General features: G+C 65.6%; 19 protein-coding genes. 13 read left to right on the forward strand and 6 right to left on the reverse strand.

Going from position 1 to position 17,525, the window contains the following annotated elements:
- Position 1 precedes the first annotated feature (1 nt).
- The 5 genes from P5705_RS03545 (at position 2) to P5705_RS03565 (ending at position 3,558) form a co-directional block, all read left to right on the forward strand.
- Positions 2 to 301, forward strand: a complete 300-nt coding sequence (locus P5705_RS03545; RefSeq protein WP_011534988.1) for a YciI family protein — start codon at positions 2 to 4, stop codon at positions 299 to 301.
- Between the two features lie 175 nt (positions 302 to 476).
- Entirely contained in the window at positions 477 to 869 is a 393-nt protein-coding gene (locus tag P5705_RS03550) for a translation initiation factor 2 (protein ID WP_277459587.1), read from the forward strand.
- Positions 870 to 876: 7 nt separating this feature from the next.
- Positions 877 to 1,554: a response regulator transcription factor gene (locus P5705_RS03555; RefSeq protein WP_011534990.1), complete on the forward strand. Its 678-nt coding sequence runs from the start codon at positions 877 to 879 to the stop codon at positions 1,552 to 1,554.
- 186 nt (positions 1,555 to 1,740) lie between these two features.
- Positions 1,741 to 2,157 (forward strand): Spy/CpxP family protein refolding chaperone, encoded by a 417-nt coding sequence (locus P5705_RS03560; protein WP_277459588.1) that lies wholly within the window; start codon positions 1,741 to 1,743, stop codon positions 2,155 to 2,157.
- Between the two features lie 54 nt (positions 2,158 to 2,211).
- Entirely contained in the window at positions 2,212 to 3,558 is a 1,347-nt protein-coding gene (locus P5705_RS03565; protein WP_277459589.1) for a sensor histidine kinase, read from the forward strand.
- A gap of 92 nt (positions 3,559 to 3,650) precedes the next feature.
- Here the strand turns inward: P5705_RS03565 and P5705_RS03570 are convergent, their stop codons facing one another.
- Positions 3,651 to 4,208 (reverse strand): nitroreductase family protein, encoded by a 558-nt coding sequence (locus P5705_RS03570; RefSeq protein WP_277459590.1) that lies wholly within the window; start codon positions 4,206 to 4,208, stop codon positions 3,651 to 3,653.
- A gap of 142 nt (positions 4,209 to 4,350) precedes the next feature.
- Between P5705_RS03570 and P5705_RS03575 the strand changes: the two genes are divergently transcribed.
- Positions 4,351 to 5,805, forward strand: a complete 1,455-nt coding sequence (locus P5705_RS03575; protein ID WP_277459591.1) for a TrkH family potassium uptake protein — start codon at positions 4,351 to 4,353, stop codon at positions 5,803 to 5,805.
- Here the strand turns inward: P5705_RS03575 and P5705_RS03580 are convergent.
- Entirely contained in the window at positions 5,762 to 6,808 is a 1,047-nt protein-coding gene (locus P5705_RS03580; RefSeq protein WP_277459592.1) for an AraC family transcriptional regulator, read from the reverse strand. The genes P5705_RS03575 and P5705_RS03580 overlap by 44 nt on opposite strands.
- 153 nt (positions 6,809 to 6,961) lie before the next feature.
- Here P5705_RS03580 and P5705_RS03585 point away from each other — a divergent pair, with 153 nt between their 5' ends.
- Positions 6,962 to 7,273 carry a DUF962 domain-containing protein gene (locus P5705_RS03585; RefSeq protein ID WP_277459593.1) on the forward strand — a complete coding sequence of 104 codons (312 nt, stop codon included), beginning with the start codon at positions 6,962 to 6,964 and terminating at the stop codon, positions 7,271 to 7,273.
- A 99-nt stretch (positions 7,274 to 7,372) separates the two neighbouring features.
- Positions 7,373 to 7,945, forward strand: coding sequence for an HD domain-containing protein (locus P5705_RS03590; protein WP_277459594.1), 573 nt, complete (start codon positions 7,373 to 7,375; stop codon positions 7,943 to 7,945).
- An 84-nt stretch (positions 7,946 to 8,029) separates the two neighbouring features.
- On the opposite strand, the gene P5705_RS03595 is transcribed toward P5705_RS03590, so the two are convergent.
- Positions 8,030 to 8,830 carry a UDP-2,3-diacylglucosamine diphosphatase gene (locus tag P5705_RS03595; RefSeq protein ID WP_277459595.1) on the reverse strand — a complete coding sequence of 267 codons (801 nt, stop codon included), beginning with the start codon at positions 8,828 to 8,830 and terminating at the stop codon, positions 8,030 to 8,032.
- 130 nt (positions 8,831 to 8,960) lie between these two features.
- Between P5705_RS03595 and P5705_RS03600 the strand changes: the two genes are divergently transcribed.
- Together P5705_RS03600 and P5705_RS03605 are read left to right on the forward strand one after the other, a co-directional pair.
- A complete protein-coding gene (locus tag P5705_RS03600; RefSeq protein ID WP_277459639.1) occupies positions 8,961 to 9,728 on the forward strand; it encodes an AraC family transcriptional regulator in 768 nt (255 codons plus the stop codon).
- Between the two features lie 138 nt (positions 9,729 to 9,866).
- Positions 9,867 to 10,757, forward strand: coding sequence for a DMT family transporter (locus P5705_RS03605; RefSeq protein ID WP_277459596.1), 891 nt, complete (start codon positions 9,867 to 9,869; stop codon positions 10,755 to 10,757).
- On the opposite strand, the gene P5705_RS03610 is transcribed toward P5705_RS03605, so the two are convergent.
- Positions 10,758 to 11,039 (reverse strand): SelT/SelW/SelH family protein, encoded by a 282-nt coding sequence (locus tag P5705_RS03610; RefSeq protein ID WP_011535001.1) that lies wholly within the window; start codon positions 11,037 to 11,039, stop codon positions 10,758 to 10,760.
- Between the two features lie 66 nt (positions 11,040 to 11,105).
- Between P5705_RS03610 and P5705_RS03615 the strand changes: the two genes are divergently transcribed.
- Entirely contained in the window at positions 11,106 to 13,292 is a 2,187-nt protein-coding gene (locus P5705_RS03615; RefSeq protein WP_277459597.1) for a patatin-like phospholipase family protein, read from the forward strand.
- A 242-nt stretch (positions 13,293 to 13,534) separates the two neighbouring features.
- Here the strand turns inward: P5705_RS03615 and P5705_RS03620 are convergent, their stop codons facing one another.
- On the reverse strand, positions 13,535 to 13,972 hold the full coding sequence (locus P5705_RS03620; RefSeq protein WP_213657807.1) for a MarR family transcriptional regulator: 438 nt from the start codon (positions 13,970 to 13,972) through the stop codon (positions 13,535 to 13,537).
- A gap of 138 nt (positions 13,973 to 14,110) precedes the next feature.
- On the reverse strand, positions 14,111 to 16,258 hold the full coding sequence (gene recQ, locus P5705_RS03625; RefSeq protein WP_277459598.1) for a DNA helicase RecQ: 2,148 nt from the start codon (positions 16,256 to 16,258) through the stop codon (positions 14,111 to 14,113).
- Between the two features lie 244 nt (positions 16,259 to 16,502).
- On the opposite strand from recQ, the gene P5705_RS03630 reads away from it, so the two are divergent.
- Positions 16,503 to 17,090 (forward strand): YecA family protein, encoded by a 588-nt coding sequence (locus P5705_RS03630; protein WP_011535005.1) that lies wholly within the window; start codon positions 16,503 to 16,505, stop codon positions 17,088 to 17,090.
- Positions 17,091 to 17,098: 8 nt separating this feature from the next.
- Positions 17,099 to 17,464, forward strand: a complete 366-nt coding sequence (locus P5705_RS03635; protein WP_277459599.1) for a YbaN family protein — start codon at positions 17,099 to 17,101, stop codon at positions 17,462 to 17,464.
- Positions 17,465 to 17,525: the final 61 nt, after the last annotated feature.

Below are 17,525 nucleotides of genomic sequence, written 5' to 3' on the forward strand. Positions count from 1 at the left end.
CATGCTCTACGCCATCATCGCCAGCGACGTCGAAAACTCCCTGGAAAAACGCCTGGCCGCCCGCCCCGCCCACATTGAACGCCTGCAACAGCTCAAAGCCGAAGGCCGTGTGGTGCTGGCTGGGCCACACCCGGCAATCGACAGCAACGACCCGGGCGCTGCCGGCTTCAGCGGCAGCCTGATCGTCGCCGAGTTCGACTCGCTGGCCGCCGCCCAGGCCTGGGCCGACCAGGACCCGTACATCGCCGCAGGTGTCTACGACAAGGTCGTGGTCAAGCCGTTCAAGCAAGTCCTGCCTTAAGCGCCAGCGCCGTAGGAGCCGGCTATGCCGGCGAACACCGGCGTAGCCGGTGCCAGCCAGCGCAGTGCCCGGTTCGCCAGCAAGGCTGGCTCCTACGGTTTACGCAGTGCGCCCTATTCAAAATTTCCGACCTACGGCCGACAACCTCCTGAACCGATACGAATCAGGAGTTCCAATGCGTCAAGGTCCGATGTCCCTGCTGCTTTGCCTGTCACTGCTGTCCCCTCTCGCCGTGGCCGAGCAGCCGCTGTCGCTGGAAGCCGGGGCGCGGATCACCGAGCTGCAGCAGCGCCTGGAAGAAAGCGAACAGCAACGCAATGCGTTGAACCAACAGTTGCAGAACCAGGACAGCACGCGCGAAAGCGCCCAACTGGCCCGCCTGCGCCAGGACAACCAGCGCCTGAAGCAGGCCATCAAGGAACTGCAGGCCGGCGCCAACCTGCCCCAGCGCCTGCTCACCGAGCAGCAGCAATGGTTCCTGGTCGGTTCGGTCGTTGCACTGTTGTCGGCAGTCTGCGGTATCTTAGCCAGCGGCGGACACAGAAGACGCCGTCAATGGTTGAATTGAGTGAAACATGAGCGAGCTGTTACTGATTGATGATGACCAGGAACTGTGCGAGCTGCTCGGCAGCTGGCTGACCCAGGAAGGGTTTGCGGTACGTGCCTGCCACGATGGCCAGAGCGCGCGCCAGGCCCTGGCCACCCAAGCCCCGGCGGCGGTGGTGCTGGATGTCATGCTGCCTGATGGCAGCGGCCTGGAACTGCTCAAGCAGCTGCGCAGCGAACATACCGACTTGCCGGTGCTGATGCTTTCGGCCCGCGGCGAGCCGCTGGACCGCATCCTGGGCCTGGAACTGGGCGCCGACGACTACCTGGCCAAACCCTGCGACCCACGCGAGCTCACCGCACGCCTGCGCGCGGTACTGCGCCGCAGCCACCCCAGCGCCCCCAGCAGCCAGGTCGAGGTCGGTGACCTGGCCTTCAGCCCGGTGCGCGGCGTGGTCAGCATCGACGGCCGCGAGATGACCCTCACGCTCTCCGAGAGCCGCATTCTCGAAGCCCTGCTGCGCCAGCCCGGCGAGCCGCTGGACAAGCAGGAGCTGGCGCAGATCGGCCTGGGCCGCAAGCTGACCCTCTACGACCGCAGCCTGGACATGCACGTCAGCAACCTGCGCAAGAAGATCGGCCCGCACCCCGACGGCCGTCCACGTATCGTTGCCCTGCGCAGCCGCGGCTACTACTACAGCCTCTGATCCCTGTAGGAGCGGCTTCAGCCGCGATCACCCGCTAACACCGTGGTGCCTGCATCGCGGCTAAAGCTGCTCCTACACCCGCCCCGCATCTTTACCCAGCCTTTACCCTCGCCTGACCGCCCTTGACCTTGATCTCCCTAGACTGGGCTCATCCGGTAACCACCGGCCCCTGACAGGAGAGACACCATGCGCAAGACCCTTATCGCCCTGATGTTCGCCGCCGCCCTGCCGACCGTGGCCATGGCCATGCCTGAAGGCGGCCCGCGTCACGACGGCCCGCATCATCGCGGTGACGCGCCTTTCGCCCAACTGGACCTGAGCCGCGAGCAACGCCAGCAGATCGGCAAGCTGATGGGCGAGCAGATGCAACAGCGCCGCGACATCACCGAGCGCTACATGAACAAGCTGCCCGCCGCCGACCAGAAGGCCATGAAGGACGAGATCAAGGCCAGCCACGACAAGACCGAAGGCCAGATCCGCGCCTTGCTCAAACCCGACCAGCAGAAGAAGTTCGACGAACTGCAGAAGGAACGCGCCGCGCGCAAGGCCGAATGGCAGGAGTTCCAGGCCTGGAAAGCTGAAAAAGCCACCAAGGCCCAGTAAGCTGTCCACCCGCAGCCCGGCCCGCAACAGTGCAGGCCGGGCTTTGCTCGCTTCATGGAGGTGCTTGTCTTGCGTTCACTGTTCTGGCGCATCCTGGCCAGCTTCTGGCTGGCCATCACCCTGGTCGCCGGCCTGTCGATCCTGCTCGGCCATATGCTCAACCAGGATGCCTGGATCCTCAGCCGCCACCCGGGCCTGAACAACCTGGCAAGCCACTGGGCCCAGCACTATGAACAGGAAGGCCTGGAGTCATCCCAGCGCTTCCTGGAACGGCGCAAGCAACGTTACCGTATCGACGTCCAGGTGCTCGACGACAGCGGAGACGCCGTGGTGCCCGGCACCTTCCCGCGCCGCGCCGCCGCCTTCGAGGCGCGCCAGCACAACGACGAACGCCGCCTGCCCTGGCGCCGCCTGACCGAGGAATACACCAGCCCCACCAGCGGCGAAACCTACCTGCTGATCTACCGCATCCCCCATCCGGAACTGGCCGCCTGGCATCGCGAGAGCCTGATCTGGCCACTCAGCGCCCTGGGGATAGCCCTGGTGGTGCTGACCCTGTTCAGCCTGCTGGTCACCCTGTCGATCACCCGCCCGCTCAGCCGCTTGCGCGGCGCCGTGCACGACCTAGGGCAGGCCAGCTACCAACAGAACAGCCTGGCCCGCCTGGCCGTGCGCCGTGACGAGTTTGGCGTGCTGGCCAACGACTTCAACAAGATGGGCGCCCGCCTGCAGAGCCTGATCGGCAGCCAGCGCCAGCTGTTGCGCGATGTCTCCCACGAGTTGCGCTCACCGCTGGCGCGCCTGCGTATCGCCCTGGCCCTGGCCGAACGCGCCGAACCCGAGCAGCGCCAGGCTCTGTGGCCACGCCTGACCCGTGAATGCGATCGCCTGGAGGACCTGATCAGCGAAATCCTCGTGCTGGCCCGGGTCGATGCCGAGCAGGCCCACGCTGAACGCGTGGACCTCAACGCCCTGCTGGGCAGCGTGCGCAAGGACGCCCAGCTCAGCGCGCCAGAGCAGGAGGTGAAGCTGGAGGCACAGCCGGGCCTGGTGCTGCAGGGATGGCCGACCTTGATCGAGCGGGCGGTGGATAACCTGTTGCGCAATGCCTTGCGGTTCAATCCGGCAGGGCAGCCTATCGAGATTCGCGCGAACCGCGAGCAGGAACGGATCGTGTTGAGCGTGCGTGATCATGGGCCAGGGGTGGCGGCGGAGCACCTCGCGCAATTGGGGGAGCCGTTCTTCCGCGCGCCGGGACAGGATGCGCCAGGGCATGGGTTGGGGCTGGCGATTGCACGCAAGGCGGCGGAGCGACATGGTGGAACGCTGACGTTGAGCAACCACCCGCAGGGTGGGTTTGCCGCAACACTGGAGTTGCCCTGTGACGTCAGCGTGGGTTGAAAGATCCTGGCCCGGCCATGCCGGGCATCGCCAGCAAGGCTGGCTCCTACAGGCCTGCGGTGAGGCCGTTTACCCGCGATGCCCCTGCTGCCTCACTGGCCCCAGGCGCTGACGTACTGGGCGGTCTCCAGGATCGGCGCCGTGCGCGGCTCACCCATCGGCGTACCGACATACAGGTAGCCGATCACTTCCTCGTTCGCCTCCAACCCCAGCCCTTTGTGCACATGGGCATCGAAGGCCATGTCGCCGGTGCGCCACACCGCACCGATGCCTTGGGCATGAGCAGCGATGAGAATGCCATGGGCAGCGCAGCCGGCGGCCAGGCGCTGTTCGATCTTCGGCACCTTGAAATGCTCCTGCAACCGGGCGACCACCACGATCAGCAACGGCGCGCGCAGCGGCATCGCCCGGGCCTTGTCCAGCGCGGCCGGGGTGGCATCGCCCTTGGCCTGCAGCGCTTCGGCGAACAGCTCGCCGAGTTTCTCCCGGCCCTGGCCTTCGATGGTCAGGAAGCGCCAGGGACGCAGCTGGCCATGGTCCGGTGCGCGCAACGCGGCCTGGAACAGCGCCTCACGCTGGGCTGCATTGGGCGCGGGGTCGGTCAGGCGTGGCACGGAAACACGGTTGAGCAATGCGTCGAGAGCCTCCATCGGCTACCCTCCTGGCAAGTTGAAAGTGCGGCCATTCTGCACTATTGCGCAGTCATCGTGGGAGCGGGCTCGATCACGCGTTTACATCACCTCCCCCGCAGGTAGAATGGCGCCCTTTCCGTTGCGAGTCAGGGCAGATCACATGGCATTGCCGACCTTAAGGATCATTGGCTTCATCATCGGCATCTTCCTGATCACCCTGGCGGTGAGCATGGTCGTGCCCATGACGACCCTGGTGATCTTCGAACGCACCGGCGACATGCCGTCGTTCCTCTGGTCGAGCCTGATCACCTTCATCGCCGGGCTCGGCCTGGTCATGCCCGGGCGCCCCGAGCATGTGCACCTGCGCCCCCGCGACATGTACCTGCTGACCGTCAGCAGCTGGCTGGTGGTGTGCGTGTTCGCCGCCCTGCCGTTCCTGCTGACGCAACACATCAGCTATACCGACGCCTTCTTCGAAAGCATGTCCGGCATCACCGCCACCGGCGCCACCGTGCTCAGCGGCCTGGACACCATGTCACCCGGCATCCTGATGTGGCGCTCGATGCTGCACTGGCTGGGCGGCATCGGCTTCATCGGCATGGCGGTGGCGATCCTGCCGTTGCTGCGCATCGGTGGCATGCGCCTGTTCCAGACCGAGTCCTCCGACCGTTCGGAGAAGGTCATGCCGCGCTCGCACATGGTCGCCAAGTCGATCGTGGGGGTATACGTCGGCATCACCGTGTTCGGCAGCCTGGCCTTCTGGTGGGCGGGCATGAGCCCGTTCGACGCGATCAACCATGCCATGTCGGCGATCTCCACTGGCGGTTTCTCGACTTCCGACCAGTCCCTGGCCAAGTGGGATATCCCGGCAGTGCACTGGGTCGCGGTGGTGGTGATGATCCTGGGCAGCCTGCCGTTCACCCTGTACGTGGCCACCCTGCGCGGCCACCGCAAGGCACTGATCAAGGACCAGCAGGTTCAGGGCCTGCTCGCCATGCTGGTGGCCACCTGGCTGGTACTGGGCACCTGGTACTGGGCCACCACCGACCTGCACTGGCTCGACGCCCTGCGCCACGTGGCGCTGAACGTCACCTCGGTGGTCACCACCACCGGCTTTGCCCTGGGCGACTACAGCATGTGGGGCAACTTCTCGCTGATGCTGTTCTTCTATCTCGGATTTGTCGGCGGCTGCTCCGGCTCCACGGCGGGCGGCATCAAGATCTTCCGTTTCCAGGTCGCCTACATCCTGCTCAAGGCCAACCTCAACCAATTGATCCATCCGCGCGCGGTGATCAAGCAGAAGTACAACGGCCACCGCCTCGACGAAGAGATCGTGCGTTCGATCCTGACCTTCTCGTTCTTCTTCGCCATCACCATCTGCATCATCGCCCTGCTGTTGTCGCTGCTGGGGGTGGACTGGATGACCGCGCTGACCGGTGCCGCCGGCACGGTATCGGGCGTGGGGCCTGGCCTGGGCGAGGTGATCGGCCCGGCCGGCAACTACGCCAGCCTGCCGGACGCCGCCAAGTGGATCCTCTCCGCGGGCATGCTGCTCGGCCGCCTGGAGATCATCACGGTGCTGGTGTTGTGCATGCCGGCGTTCTGGCGTCACTGATCACCAGGCGCGCGCGGTACTCGCTCGGGGTGGCGTCGAACCAGCGGCGGAACGCTCGGTAGAAATTGCTCGGGTCGGCGAAACCCAACAGGTAGGCGGTTTCCAGCAAGGTCGTGCCCGGCTGGGCGAGGTACTGCTCGGCCAGCTCCCGACGGGTGTCGTCCAGCAGGGTCTGGAAACTGGTGCCCTCGTCCTGCAGACGACGCTGCAACGTGCGCTGCGACAGGTGCAGCGCCTGCGCCACGGTTTCACGCTTGGGTTCGCCCTGGGGCAGGATACGGCACAACACCTGGCGCACCCGATGTGTCACGCGGCTCTCCGAGAAGCGCGCCAGGTACTCGCCGGCAAACCGGTCATGCAGCACCGCCATCGCCTCGTTGGCCGTGGGCAGCGGCGCCTCCATGTCGGCGCGCTCGAACACCAGCGCATCGTGGGGCGCGCCGAATACCAGCGGCGCATGGAACGCCACCCTGTACGGTTCGACATTGTGCGGTTGCGCACCTTGGATCAATACACGCCGCGGCTGGATTGGTCGGCCGCTCAACCAAGTACTGAGCGACAGTGCACAGGCCAGTGAAGCTTCGGCGCTATGGCGGGTTGGTGGCAGGTGATCGCCATGTACCGTGAGCACCAGGGCGTAGCCTTCGGGGCCAAGGCGAAAACTCAGGTCGGAGCTTTCCGCGATGATCCGCTGATACCGCACCAGGCGTTCGAAGCCTTCGGCCAGGGTGCGGCTGGACATGAGTGCATAGCCCACCACATGAAAGGAGGCCGGCCGCACCACCCTGGCCATGTTCAGGCCGATGGCCTCGTTGCCGGACAACTCGACCGCCAACTGCCACAGGCGCGTCATGGCATCTTGGGGGAAACGCGCATCCGGGTCGTCCAGCGCACTGAAGTCCAACCCCAATTGCTTGAACATGGCCCGGCAGTCGAGCCCTTCGAGCTCGAGCGCCTTGACGATCCCTGATGCCCAGCTGGCTGACGTGGTTCTCTCACTCATGACAGGCTTCTTGTGCTGACCGCTCCTGCGGTGAACCGAAAGGATACTCAATTGGCGCTCATTGTCACTGGCCGGGGCCATCAGTGACTCTAGACTCGATTCAGGCTCCACGCCGTGTATGCTGTAGGCACCCGCGACTTCCGGAGCACCGCCATGACCCGCACCGCGCAGTTCCGCAGTTTTGCCGAGTTCTACCCCTACTACCTCGGTGAGCACAGCAACGCCGCCTGCCGCCGCCTGCACTTCGTCGGTACCAGCCTGGTGATCGCCCTGCTCGCCTACACGTTCGCCAGCGGCAAATGGCTGTTGCTGCTGGCCGTGCCGCTGGCCGGCTACGGCTTTGCCTGGGTCGGGCACTTTTTCTTCGAGAAGAACCGCCCGGCCACCTTCACCCACCCCTGGTACAGCCTGGTTGGCGACTTCGCCATGTTTCGCGACATCCTGCTGGGGCGCATCAGCCTCTGATCGGCCCGCTGGGCCAGGTTCGCGTCCCGCCTGGCCACTGTCAAAGCCTGGGGCTTGGCCAACACTGGCGGCATACTCGGCAGCAGTGGCGCCCAGGTAATGAACAAACAAGCGAGCTTCAACCACATGCGCGACGGCACGGCCCAGGACTGGGCGATCATCGCCGACGACTTTCGCGCCTATTCCCGCCAGCTACCGCAACGCATCCTGGCCCACTTGCGTTTGCTGGACGGTGATTTCGGCGGCTTCCCCATCGATCGCCTGAGCCACTCGCTGCAGACCGCCACCCGCGCCTACCGTGACGGGCGCGACGAGGAGTACGTGGTGTGCGCCCTGCTCCACGACATCGGCGACACCCTGGGCAGCTACAACCATCCGGACATCGCCGCGGCGATCCTCAAGCCCTTCGTCAGTGCCGAGAACCTGTGGATGGTCGAGAAGCACGGGATCTTCCAGGGCTACTACTTTTTCCATCACCTGGGCATGGATCGGCATCTGCGTGAGCAGTTCAGCGAGCACCCGCAGTACCAGCGGACCATTGAATTCTGTGCCCGCTATGACGCGGCGGCATTCGACCCGGACTACGAGAGCCTGCCGCTTGCGTTCTTCGAACCGATGCTGGAACGGGTGTTCGCCCAGCCACGGCAGTCGGTCTACAAGGCCGCCCTGTAGGAGCGGCTTTAGCCGCGATGGAGGCATCACATGGCACCCGCTTCGCGGGTGATCGCGGCTGAAGCCGCTCCTACAGCGGCAGGGTCAGGCCGGCTCGCTCAGCGACGCCAACTGCGCCTGGGCCTCGGCAAACCGATACAGCTCGATCTGCCCGTCCCAGTGCTCGATCAACGCCGTGCAGGACTCCACCCAATCGCCGCAGTTGAGATACTCCACCGCCCCCACACGGCGAATCTCGGCATGGTGGATATGCCCGCACACCACCCCCTGGAAGCCTCGCCGGGTGCACTCATGGGCAATCGCATCCTCGAAATCGCTGATGAAGTTCACCGCGCCCTTGACCTTGTGCTTGAGGTAGGCCGACAGCGACCAGTAGCCATAGCCGTAGCGAGCCCGCCAATGATTGAGCCAGCGATTGAGCACCAGAGTGGACTCATAGGCCCGGTCACCGAGGAACGCCAACCAGCGGTGGTAACGGGTGATCACATCGAACTGGTCGCCATGCACCACCAGCAGGCGCCGGCCATCCGCGGTCAGGTGCTCGGCCTCGTCCACCAGCTGGATATTGCCGAGGATCAGCTTGGAGTAGCGCCGCAGGAACTCGTCATGGTTGCCGGTGACATAGATCACCTCGGTGCCGCGCTTGCTCATGGTCAGCAGCCGGCGAATGACGTTGGTGTGGGCTTGCGGCCAGTAGATGCCGCCGCGCAGCTTCCAGCCATCGATGATGTCGCCGACCAGATAGATGCGGTCGGCCTGGTAGCCCTTGAGGAAGCTCGACAAGTGCTCGGCCTGGCAATCCCGGGTGCCCAGGTGCACATCGGAGATCCACAGGGTGCGCACACGCTGCTTGCGTGACGGGCGGGCGAGTTCGGCATGGGTCATGGGCAGGCTCCGGCACTGTTTGCTGGAGACTGGCAGGCACGCATGACAGGCCGGTGGCAGTCCCATGACCATCCTGCGTGGGGCCTGGCACTGGGTGTACACTGCCGACCTGCCCTCGAGGAAATCCCCCATGAGCACCGGCTCGCTGCTTTCGCTGCGCCATTACCGCCACGACCTGATCGCCCACAGTCACGACCACCCGCAGTTGGTGTTCAGCCTGGCCGGGCGCCTGGACTTCGAGGTGCAGGGCCGTGGCGCGCAGCTGGAGCGCCAGGACCTGATGGTGGTACCGGCCGGCGCGCATCACGCCTGCGGCAGCCCCGGCGGCAGCCATTGCCTGGTGCTGGACGTGCCGGATGAGCACTGGCTCGGTGAACACCTGGGCAGCCACGCCGACAACAGTCGCCGCCTGCTCGATCGTCCCGGCGCCCTGACCCTGGACAACCGTCAGCAACAACTGGTGGATTGGCTGGCGAGCAGCCCGGTGGATGATCCACTGATCGCTCGCCAGGGCGCCGTCCTGCTGCTGGCCAGCTTGACGCCGCAGGCCTGTGCGCCAGTGATCGCCAGCAAGCGCCTGCCCTACGCCGCCTTCGACGCGCATATCGAGCGCCATGCCGCCCACCCGCTGCAGGTTGCGGACCTGGCACGGCTGGCCGGGCTGTCCAGCGCGCGGCTGCATGCGCGGTTCGCCAGCGAGTGCGGCATGACCCCGATGGACTACATTCGCCAGCGGCGGTTGCTCATGGCCCGACGGTTGCTGTGCGAAACGGTGCTGCCGGTGGGCGAGATCGCGGCGCGGGTGGGGTATGGCTCGCAGAGCGCGTTCAGCGCGGCAATGCTGCGTGCCTTCGGCAGCTCGCCGCTGGCCTTGCGGCGAGAGTCTGGCGACAACTGACGCGAGGTGCGCGACAGACAGCGCTGACTGCGCCTTTTAGACTGCTGCCAACATCTTCGCCGGCCGGCGTCATACCTGTAGGAGCCGGCGTGCCGGCGAAAGGGCCTTCGCAAGTCACCTCGAATCCAAAGGACCACCATGAACCACCGCACCGCCCTCGGCGCCCTGCACATCGGCGCGCTGTTCTTCGGCCTGACCGGCGTCTTCGGCAAGCTGGCCGCCAGCGCCAGCCCCTCGATCATCGTCTTCGGTCGCGCCGCTTTCGCCGTGCTCGCCCTGGGCCTGTTCGCCGGCCTCGCCCGCCAGGCCTGGCAACCGCTCAGGGCGCGCGACCTGCGCCGCCTGCTGCTCGGCGGCATGCTGCTGGCGGGGCACTGGGTGAGTTTCTTCATCGCGGTCAAGGTCGGCGGCGTGGCCATCGCCACGCTCGGTTTCGCCAGCTTCCCGGCCTTCACCGTCATCCTCGAAGGCCTGTTGTTCCGCGAGCGCATCCGTCGCAACGAAGCGGTGCTGGTGCTGCTGGTGAGCATTGGCCTGGTGCTGGTCACGCCCGCGTTCGACCTGGCCAGCGAAGCCACTGGCGGGTTGCTCTGGGCATTGCTCTCGGGCCTGCTGTTCTCGCTGCTGTCACTCACCAACCGGGCGGGTTCCGGGCGCCTGCCCGCCGTGCAGGCGGCGCTGTGGCAGAACCTGGTGGTGACCCTGTGCCTGCTGCCCGTGGCCGCCCCTGGCCTTGCGGCCGTGGCGCCCATGGACTGGCTGTGGATCGCCCTGCTGGGCATCTTCTGCACGGGGGTGGCCCACAGCCTGTTCGTCGCCAGCCTGGCGGTGATCAAGGCGCGCACGGCAGCGGTGGTGTTCGGCATGGAGCCGGTCTACGGCATCGCCGTGGCCTGGGCGGTGTTCGCCGAGACGCCAACCCCGAGCATGCTCGCCGGTGGCGCGCTGATCATCTTCGCCATCGTGCTGTCCAGCCGCCTGAGTGCCGAACAGCCGGTGAAACAGCGACCGCTCACCGAAGGCGCCTGATCAGCGATCGTTATGGCCCAGGTCGCGTTGCGGGTCGATCTGGTCCCGTACCCGCTGCTTGAGCACCTTGGCCTCGGGGAAACCACCATCGGCCTTGCGTTCCCAGATCTGCACGCCGTCGCAGGTGATGCGGAAGATCCCGCCGGTACCAGGCTCAAGCGCTACCCGCCCGAGATCATCGCTGAAGGTGCTGAGCAGTTCCTGGGCCAGCCAGGCGGCACGCAGCAGCCATTGGCACTGGGTGCAGTAAGTGATGACAATTTCCGGCTTGGCAGTAGCCATGTGACATATCTCCAGGGAGGGGGCCGCTTATACTAGCGGTCTTTACCCCCTGGTTTGAGACTCACGATGCGCCGCCTGCTGTTCTGCCTTTTGCTGACGCTCACCTCCCTCACCGTGCTGGCCGCCGAACCGGCCCGGCCGAAAATCGGCCTGGTGCTGTCTGGCGGCGCTGCCCGCGGCATCGCCCACATCGGCGTGCTCAAGGCCCTGGAAGAACAAGGGGTGCGCATCGATGCCATCGCCGGTACCAGCATGGGCGCGGTGGTCGGCGGGCTGTACGCCTCCGGCTACAGTGTCGAGGAGCTGGAAAAGCTGGCGACCACCCTGGACTGGCAACAGGCACTGTCGGACGCGCCACCGCGCAAGGACGTGCCCTTTCGCCGCAAGCAGGACGACCGCGACTTTCTCGTGAAGCAGAAGCTGAGCTTTCGCGACGACGGCAGCCTGGGCCTGCCGCTGGGCGTGATCCAGGGCCAGAACCTGGCGCTGCTGCTGGAAAGCAAGCTGGCCCATACGGCCGACATCCGCGACTTCGACAAGCTGCCCATCCCCTTCCGCGCGGTGGCCACCGACATCGCCAGCGGCGAGAAGGTGGTGTTCCGCCGTGGCCACCTGCCGCGGGTGATACGCGCCAGCATGTCGATCCCCGCGGTGTTCGCCCCGGTGGAACTCGACGGGCGTCTGCTGGTAGATGGCGGCATGACCGACAACATCCCACTGGACGTGGTGCGCGAAATGGGCGTGGACCTGGCCATCGTCGTCGATATCGGCACCCCTCTGCGCAACCGCAAGCAGCTGGCCACGGTGGTCGATGTGCTCAACCAGTCGATCACCCTGATGACCCGGCGCAACTCCGAGGAACAACTGGCCAGCCTGCGCCGCGAAGACATCCTGGTGCAACCGTCACTGGCGAGCTTCGGCGTCACCGATTTCGGCCGTGCCCATGACATGATCGATGCCGGCTACCGCGCCACGATAGCCCTCACCCCGCGCCTGGCCTCACTGCGCCAACCCGAGGCCGACAGCAACCTGGCGGTGGCCCGTTCACCCCGCCAGCGCACCCCGGTCATCACTGCGATCAAGGTGGAGAACGATTCCAAGGTCAGCGATGACGTGATCCGCTACTACATCCGCCAGCCTATCGGCGAGCCGCTGGAGCTCGACCGCCTGCAGACCGACATGGGCACCCTGTACGGGCTGGACTACTTCGACCAGGTGCAGTACCGCGTGGTGCACAAGGGCGACGACAACACCCTGGTGATCAACGCCCGTGGCCGACGCGGCGGTACCGACTACCTGCGCCTGGGCCTGAACCTGTCCGACGACCTGCGTGGCGACAGCGCCTTCAACCTGGGCGCCAGCTACCGGGTCAACGGTATCAACCGCCTTGGCGCCGAGTGGCTGACCCGCGCCCAGATCGGAGACCAGCAGGAGTTGTACACCGAGTTCTATCAGCCGCTGGATGTCGGTTCGCGCTACTTCATTGCGCCTTACCTCGACTTCGGCTCGCAGAACGTCGAGGCCACCCTCGACAACGACCCGGTCGCCGAGTACCGCCTGGAGCGCTATGGATTCGGCCTCAATGTCGGGCGGCAGATCGGCACCTATGGCGAGGTACGCCTGGGCGTGGGCAAGGCCTGGGGCGAGGCCGACGTGCGCATCGGCGACCAGGACTTGCCCAAGGTCAGCTTCGACGAGGGGTTCTACGAGCTCAAGTACTCTTTCGACACCTTCGACAACGTCTACTTCCCCCACAGCGGCGAGGACATTGGCCTGACGGTGCGCAAGTACGACAAGTCGCTGGACTCGGACCAGAGCTACCGGCAATGGTTGTTCAACCTGGACAAGGCGTTTAGCAGCGGGCCGAACACCCTGGTGCTGGGCGGCAAGTACGGGCGCACGCTGGATGAAGCCGAGGTGGTCACCTCGAGCTTTGTGTTCGGTGGGGCACGGCAGCTGTCGGGCTTTCGCCAGGACTCGGTCTCCGGGCAGAACATGAGCCTGCTGCGCATGGTCTACTACCGCCGCCTGACGCCGCGCGCCTACCTGCCACTGGACTTCCCGCTGTATATCGGCGGGTCACTGGAACGCGGACGGGCGTGGAACAACGATAACGAATTCGACAGCGGCTATATCAATGCGGCGAGTGTTTTCCTGGGTCTGGAAACACCATTGGGGCCGTTGAACCTGAGCTATGGGGCCAACAATGCCCATGAGCGGGCGGTGTACCTGAACCTGGGGCATACCTTCTGAATTCATCGCCGGACGAGCTCGCTCCCACGACAGGTGGGAGCAGCTGTCTTGCAAGGTGTTCGAATGACACCACGCCCTGTAGGAGCGGCCTTGTGCCGCGAAAGGGCTGCGTAGCGGCCCCAGGATTTCAGTATTGAGCAAAGATCGCTGGGGCCGCTCTGCGGCCCTTTCGCGGCACAAGGCCGCTCCTACAGGGACCGCGCAAGGCTTGAGGTGGGCGTGCCCCGCGATGGGCTCAAGGGTCAGGACTTCTCGAGGTTACCGAGGATCTTCGCATGCACCCGCATGCACACTTCCAGGTCAGCCTCGTCGACCCCGGTGAACAGCTCGGCGCGCAAGGCATTGGCGATGGTCTCGATCTGGTCGATCAGCGGCTTGGCCGGCGGGCACAGCAGGATCTTCTTGGCACGGCGGTCTTCCATCACCGCTTGGCGGCGCACCAGGCCCTGGCCTTCCAGGCTGTCGAGCAGGCGCGCCAGGGTCGGGCCTTCGACGCCGACACTCTGGGCCAGCTCACGCTGGGTGGGGGCCTCGTCGAAACGCGCCAGGTGCAACAGCACCAGCCAACGCGCCTGGGAGAGGTTGAGCCCGGCCAGGCGGCGGTCCAGTTCGGCGCGCCAACCCCGGGACATCTGGGCCAGCTGCATGCCGAAGCGGTGTTGGTTGTCGGTCAGGGGCATAAGCAACTCATTGAATAGAACTAATTATTAGTCAGCTAATCATGCCCCGGCTGATCAGGCAACATTCAGCCGAGTGGAAACGTCGGATAATCCGGCCGGGGCATGACAAAGGTCAGCAAATGGCACAAATGCCGGCTATCAGAGGCCGAACTCCACTGCCAGCGCCGCCCTGACGCAATACAAGACACCTTCCGGCACCCGCGGGCCGAACAATGGCGCCACAGCGGAGACCGGCGGCAGTTCGCCCTCGCCATCGAGGAAGGCGTCCTGCACCTCCATCATCAGGTCTTCCGGCAGGTCCAGCGCCTGTTCCAGGCCCAGCTCCTGACGGCCGATGGCTTCGGCGAGCAGGCTGTAGACGTTCTTCTCGCTGCAATTGAGCTGCCCGGCGATCTGGGCCGGGGTCATGCCGGCACGGGCCAGGCTGACCAGTTCGTGGCGCAGGTCCAGCACCACCTTGGGCGCCTCCTCCGTGCCACCGCTACCATTGAGCACTTCGAGAAACGCCTGGCCGTAACGCTCCAGCTTGCGCGCGCCGACGCCGCTGACCTGGGCCATGTCGCTGAGGCTGGTGGGCATGCTGCGCAGCATTTCCAGCAGCGTCGAGTCGGGGAAGATGACGTAGGGCGGCACGCTGTGTTCCTCGGCCAGCTTGCGCCGCAGGGTGCGCAACGCCTCCCACAGCTCGCGCTCCTCGGCACGCACCAACTGGCTGGCCGGGCTGCCGCCACTGCCGCCGGAGGCCTTGGCCACCGTCTGCGGCTTGAGGTCGCGGCGCAACTGCAGCGTCACTTCGCCACGCAGCAGCGGCCGGCAGCTGTCGGACAGGCGCAGGCCACCGTAGCCCTCCAGGTCGATATCCACCAGGCCGCGCGCCACCAGTTGGCGGAACAGCGAACGCCATTCCGCCTCGGCCAGCGGCTTGCCGACACCGAATACCGACAACTTCTCGTGACCGAAATTGCGCACCTTCTCGGTGTCCTTGCCCAGCAGCACATCGACCAGGTGGCCCACGCCATAGCGCTGGCCGGTGCGGAACACGGTCGACAAGGCCTGGCGCGCAGGCTCGGTGGCGTCCCAGGTCTGTACCTGGTCGACGCAGTTGTCGCAATGGCCGCACGGCTGCTCCAGCACTTCATCGAAGTAGGCCAGCAGCGACTGGCGACGGCAGCGGGTCTCCTCGCACAGGGCCAGCATGGCGTCGAGCTTGTGCTGCTCGATGCGCTTGTGGCGCTCGTCACCCTCGGAGTTCTGCAGCATCTGCTTGAGCATCACCATGTCCTGCAGGCCGTAAGCCATCCAGGCGTCCGACGGCAGGCCGTCACGGCCGGCACGGCCGGTTTCCTGGTAGTAGGCCTCGAGCGACTTGGGCAGGTCGAGGTGGGCGACAAAGCGCACGTTGGGTTTGTCGATGCCCATGCCGAAGGCGATGGTGGCGACCATGATCAAGCCTTCCTCGTTGAGGAAGCGATGCTGGTTGGCCGCGCGGGTCTCGGCGGCCAGGCCCGCGTGATACGGCAGCGCCGGGAAGCCCTGCTCGCAAAGGAAGGCGGCGGTCTCGTCGACCTTCTTGCGCGACAGGCAGTAGACGATGCCGGCGTTGCCGCGGCGTTCGCCGAGGAACGCCATCAACTGCTTGCGCGGCGACTCCTTGGGCACGATGCGGTAGAAGATGTTCGGCCGGTCGAAGCTCGACAGGAAGCGCTCCGCGCCCTGCAGGTGCAGGCGCTGGACGATCTCCTCGCGGGTACGCATGTCGGCGGTGGCGGTCAGGGCGATGCGCGGCACGTGGGGGAACAGCTCGGCGAGCTGGCCCAATTGCAGGTATTCCGGGCGGAAGTCGTGGCCCCATTGCGAAACACAATGGGCTTCGTCGATGGCGAACAGGGCGATGTCGAGGCCACGCAGGAACTCCAGCATGCGTGGCTGCACCAGGCGCTCCGGCGCCAGGTAGAGCATTTTCACCTCGCCACGGCGCAGGCGCCCGGCCAGGTCGCGCTGCTGCTCGGCGCTGAGGGTGGAGTTCAGCGCGGCGGCGGCCACGCCCAGCTCGTCGAGGGTGGCGACCTGGTCGTCCATCAGCGCGATCAGCGGCGACACCACCACCGTCAGGCCCGGGCGCAGCAACCCCGGTACCTGGAAGCACAGCGACTTGCCGCCGCCGGTGGGCATCAGCACCAGGGCGTCGCCGCCCCCTGCCACACATTCGATGATCGCAGCCTGGCGCCCGCGGAAACTGTCGTAACCGAAGACATCCTTGAGGACGCGCTGAGCCTGTTCGAGCATTTGCCACTCCAAAATCGCCGTACCAACCCCGACTCAGGCTGGACGATAAATCCGCCGCGCGCGCAGCGAATGCGTAAGCGGTTTTTGCCGACTGGCGCGAAAACGCCGGCCGACACGAAAAAGCGCGAAGTATACCCGACTGCCGCGCCACCCGGCATGCCCCGGTGACAGACGTTCCCTTTGCCCCCCAAGCGCCGCAAGGTGCTAGAATTCACCATCGTTTATTCCCCAAGGTAGCCCTGTAATGTCCTTCGCCGAGCAACTGACCCGCCTGCAAGCCTTCCTCGACGCCGATGAGCTGCACGAAGAAGCGCTGGACTACGTCGCCGCACACGGCTACCTGACCGCGCTGTCGATCTGCTCGGAGGAAGTTCCCGAACGCGAATGGATCGACGCGCTGTTCGCCGAAGAGCCGCACTACACTAGCGATGCCCAGCGCACCGAAATCGAAGCCACCCTGGTCGCGCTCAAGGGCCACATCGCCCGCCAGCTGGCCAGCGACGAGGAATTCGACCTGCCCTGCGACCTGGACCTGACCGACGAGCCGGACGACTCCGACCTGCGCGGCTGGTGCATCGGCTTCATGGAGGGCGTGTTCCTGCGGGAAGAGGCCTGGTTCGAGAACGCCGAGGAAGAAGTCAGCGAGATGCTGCTCCCCATTATGGTCGGCTCGGGCCTGTTCGATGAGCAACCGGAGTTCGAAGACATCGCCAAGAACGCCAACCTGCAGGACGACATGATCGTGCAGATCCCCGAGGCGCTGAGTGCGCTGTTCCTGCTGCTGCACGCCCCGGACGAAAAACCTGCCCTGCTCAAGCCGCGTCACCACTGATCGACGTGGTGCGCTACCTGCTGCTGGCCGTCGGCTGGCTCAGTGTCGCGCTGGGGGTGGCGGGTATCTTCCTGCCGGTGTTGCCCACCACCCCGTTTCTCCTGCTCGCCGCGGCCTGCTTTGCCCGCAGCTCGCCACGCTTCCATGATTGGCTGGTCAACCACCCCAGGCTTGGCCCGTGGATTCGCGACTACCTCAGTGGCGAAGGGATTCCGCTCAAGGGCAAGGTGTACGCCATCGGCCTGATGTGGGCGAGCATCGGCCTTTCGTGCTACCTGGTGCCGCTGTTCTGGGCGCGGGTGTTCATGCTCACCAGCGCAGTGCTGGTCAGCGCTTACATCCTCAAGCAGAAAACCTTGCACCGGCCGGGTTGATCACCTTTCGATGTAGGAGCCAGCCTTGCTGGCGAACCGCTGTTCGCCAGCAAGGCTGGCT

This window comes from Pseudomonas entomophila (genome assembly GCF_029478665.1).
In the GTDB taxonomy this organism is placed as follows: Bacteria; Pseudomonadota; Gammaproteobacteria; order Pseudomonadales; family Pseudomonadaceae; genus Aquipseudomonas; species Aquipseudomonas entomophila_F.

Coding starts and splice junctions, on each gene's coding strand:
- P5705_RS03560 (WP_277459588.1), top strand. CDS start 1,741: ATGCGCAAGACCCTTATCGCCCTGATGTTCGCCGCCGCCCTGCCGACC.
- P5705_RS03600 (WP_277459639.1), top strand. CDS start 8,961: ATGAGCACCGGCTCGCTGCTTTCGCTGCGCCATTACCGCCACGACCTG.
- P5705_RS03605 (WP_277459596.1), top strand. CDS start 9,867: ATGAACCACCGCACCGCCCTCGGCGCCCTGCACATCGGCGCGCTGTTC.
- P5705_RS03545 (WP_011534988.1), top strand. CDS start 2: ATGCTCTACGCCATCATCGCCAGCGACGTCGAAAACTCCCTGGAAAAA.
- P5705_RS03620 (WP_213657807.1), bottom strand. CDS start 13,972: ATGCCCCTGACCGACAACCAACACCGCTTCGGCATGCAGCTGGCCCAG.
- P5705_RS03550 (WP_277459587.1), top strand. CDS start 477: ATGCGTCAAGGTCCGATGTCCCTGCTGCTTTGCCTGTCACTGCTGTCC.
- P5705_RS03570 (WP_277459590.1), bottom strand. CDS start 4,208: ATGGAGGCTCTCGACGCATTGCTCAACCGTGTTTCCGTGCCACGCCTG.
- P5705_RS03630 (WP_011535005.1), top strand. CDS start 16,503: ATGTCCTTCGCCGAGCAACTGACCCGCCTGCAAGCCTTCCTCGACGCC.
- recQ (WP_277459598.1), bottom strand. CDS start 16,258: ATGCTCGAACAGGCTCAGCGCGTCCTCAAGGATGTCTTCGGTTACGAC.
- P5705_RS03575 (WP_277459591.1), top strand. CDS start 4,351: ATGGCATTGCCGACCTTAAGGATCATTGGCTTCATCATCGGCATCTTC.
- P5705_RS03565 (WP_277459589.1), top strand. CDS start 2,212: ATGGAGGTGCTTGTCTTGCGTTCACTGTTCTGGCGCATCCTGGCCAGC.
- P5705_RS03590 (WP_277459594.1), top strand. CDS start 7,373: ATGAACAAACAAGCGAGCTTCAACCACATGCGCGACGGCACGGCCCAG.
- P5705_RS03555 (WP_011534990.1), top strand. CDS start 877: ATGAGCGAGCTGTTACTGATTGATGATGACCAGGAACTGTGCGAGCTG.
- P5705_RS03595 (WP_277459595.1), bottom strand. CDS start 8,830: ATGACCCATGCCGAACTCGCCCGCCCGTCACGCAAGCAGCGTGTGCGC.
- P5705_RS03615 (WP_277459597.1), top strand. CDS start 11,106: ATGCGCCGCCTGCTGTTCTGCCTTTTGCTGACGCTCACCTCCCTCACC.
- P5705_RS03580 (WP_277459592.1), bottom strand. CDS start 6,808: ATGAGTGAGAGAACCACGTCAGCCAGCTGGGCATCAGGGATCGTCAAG.
- P5705_RS03585 (WP_277459593.1), top strand. CDS start 6,962: ATGACCCGCACCGCGCAGTTCCGCAGTTTTGCCGAGTTCTACCCCTAC.
- P5705_RS03610 (WP_011535001.1), bottom strand. CDS start 11,039: ATGGCTACTGCCAAGCCGGAAATTGTCATCACTTACTGCACCCAGTGC.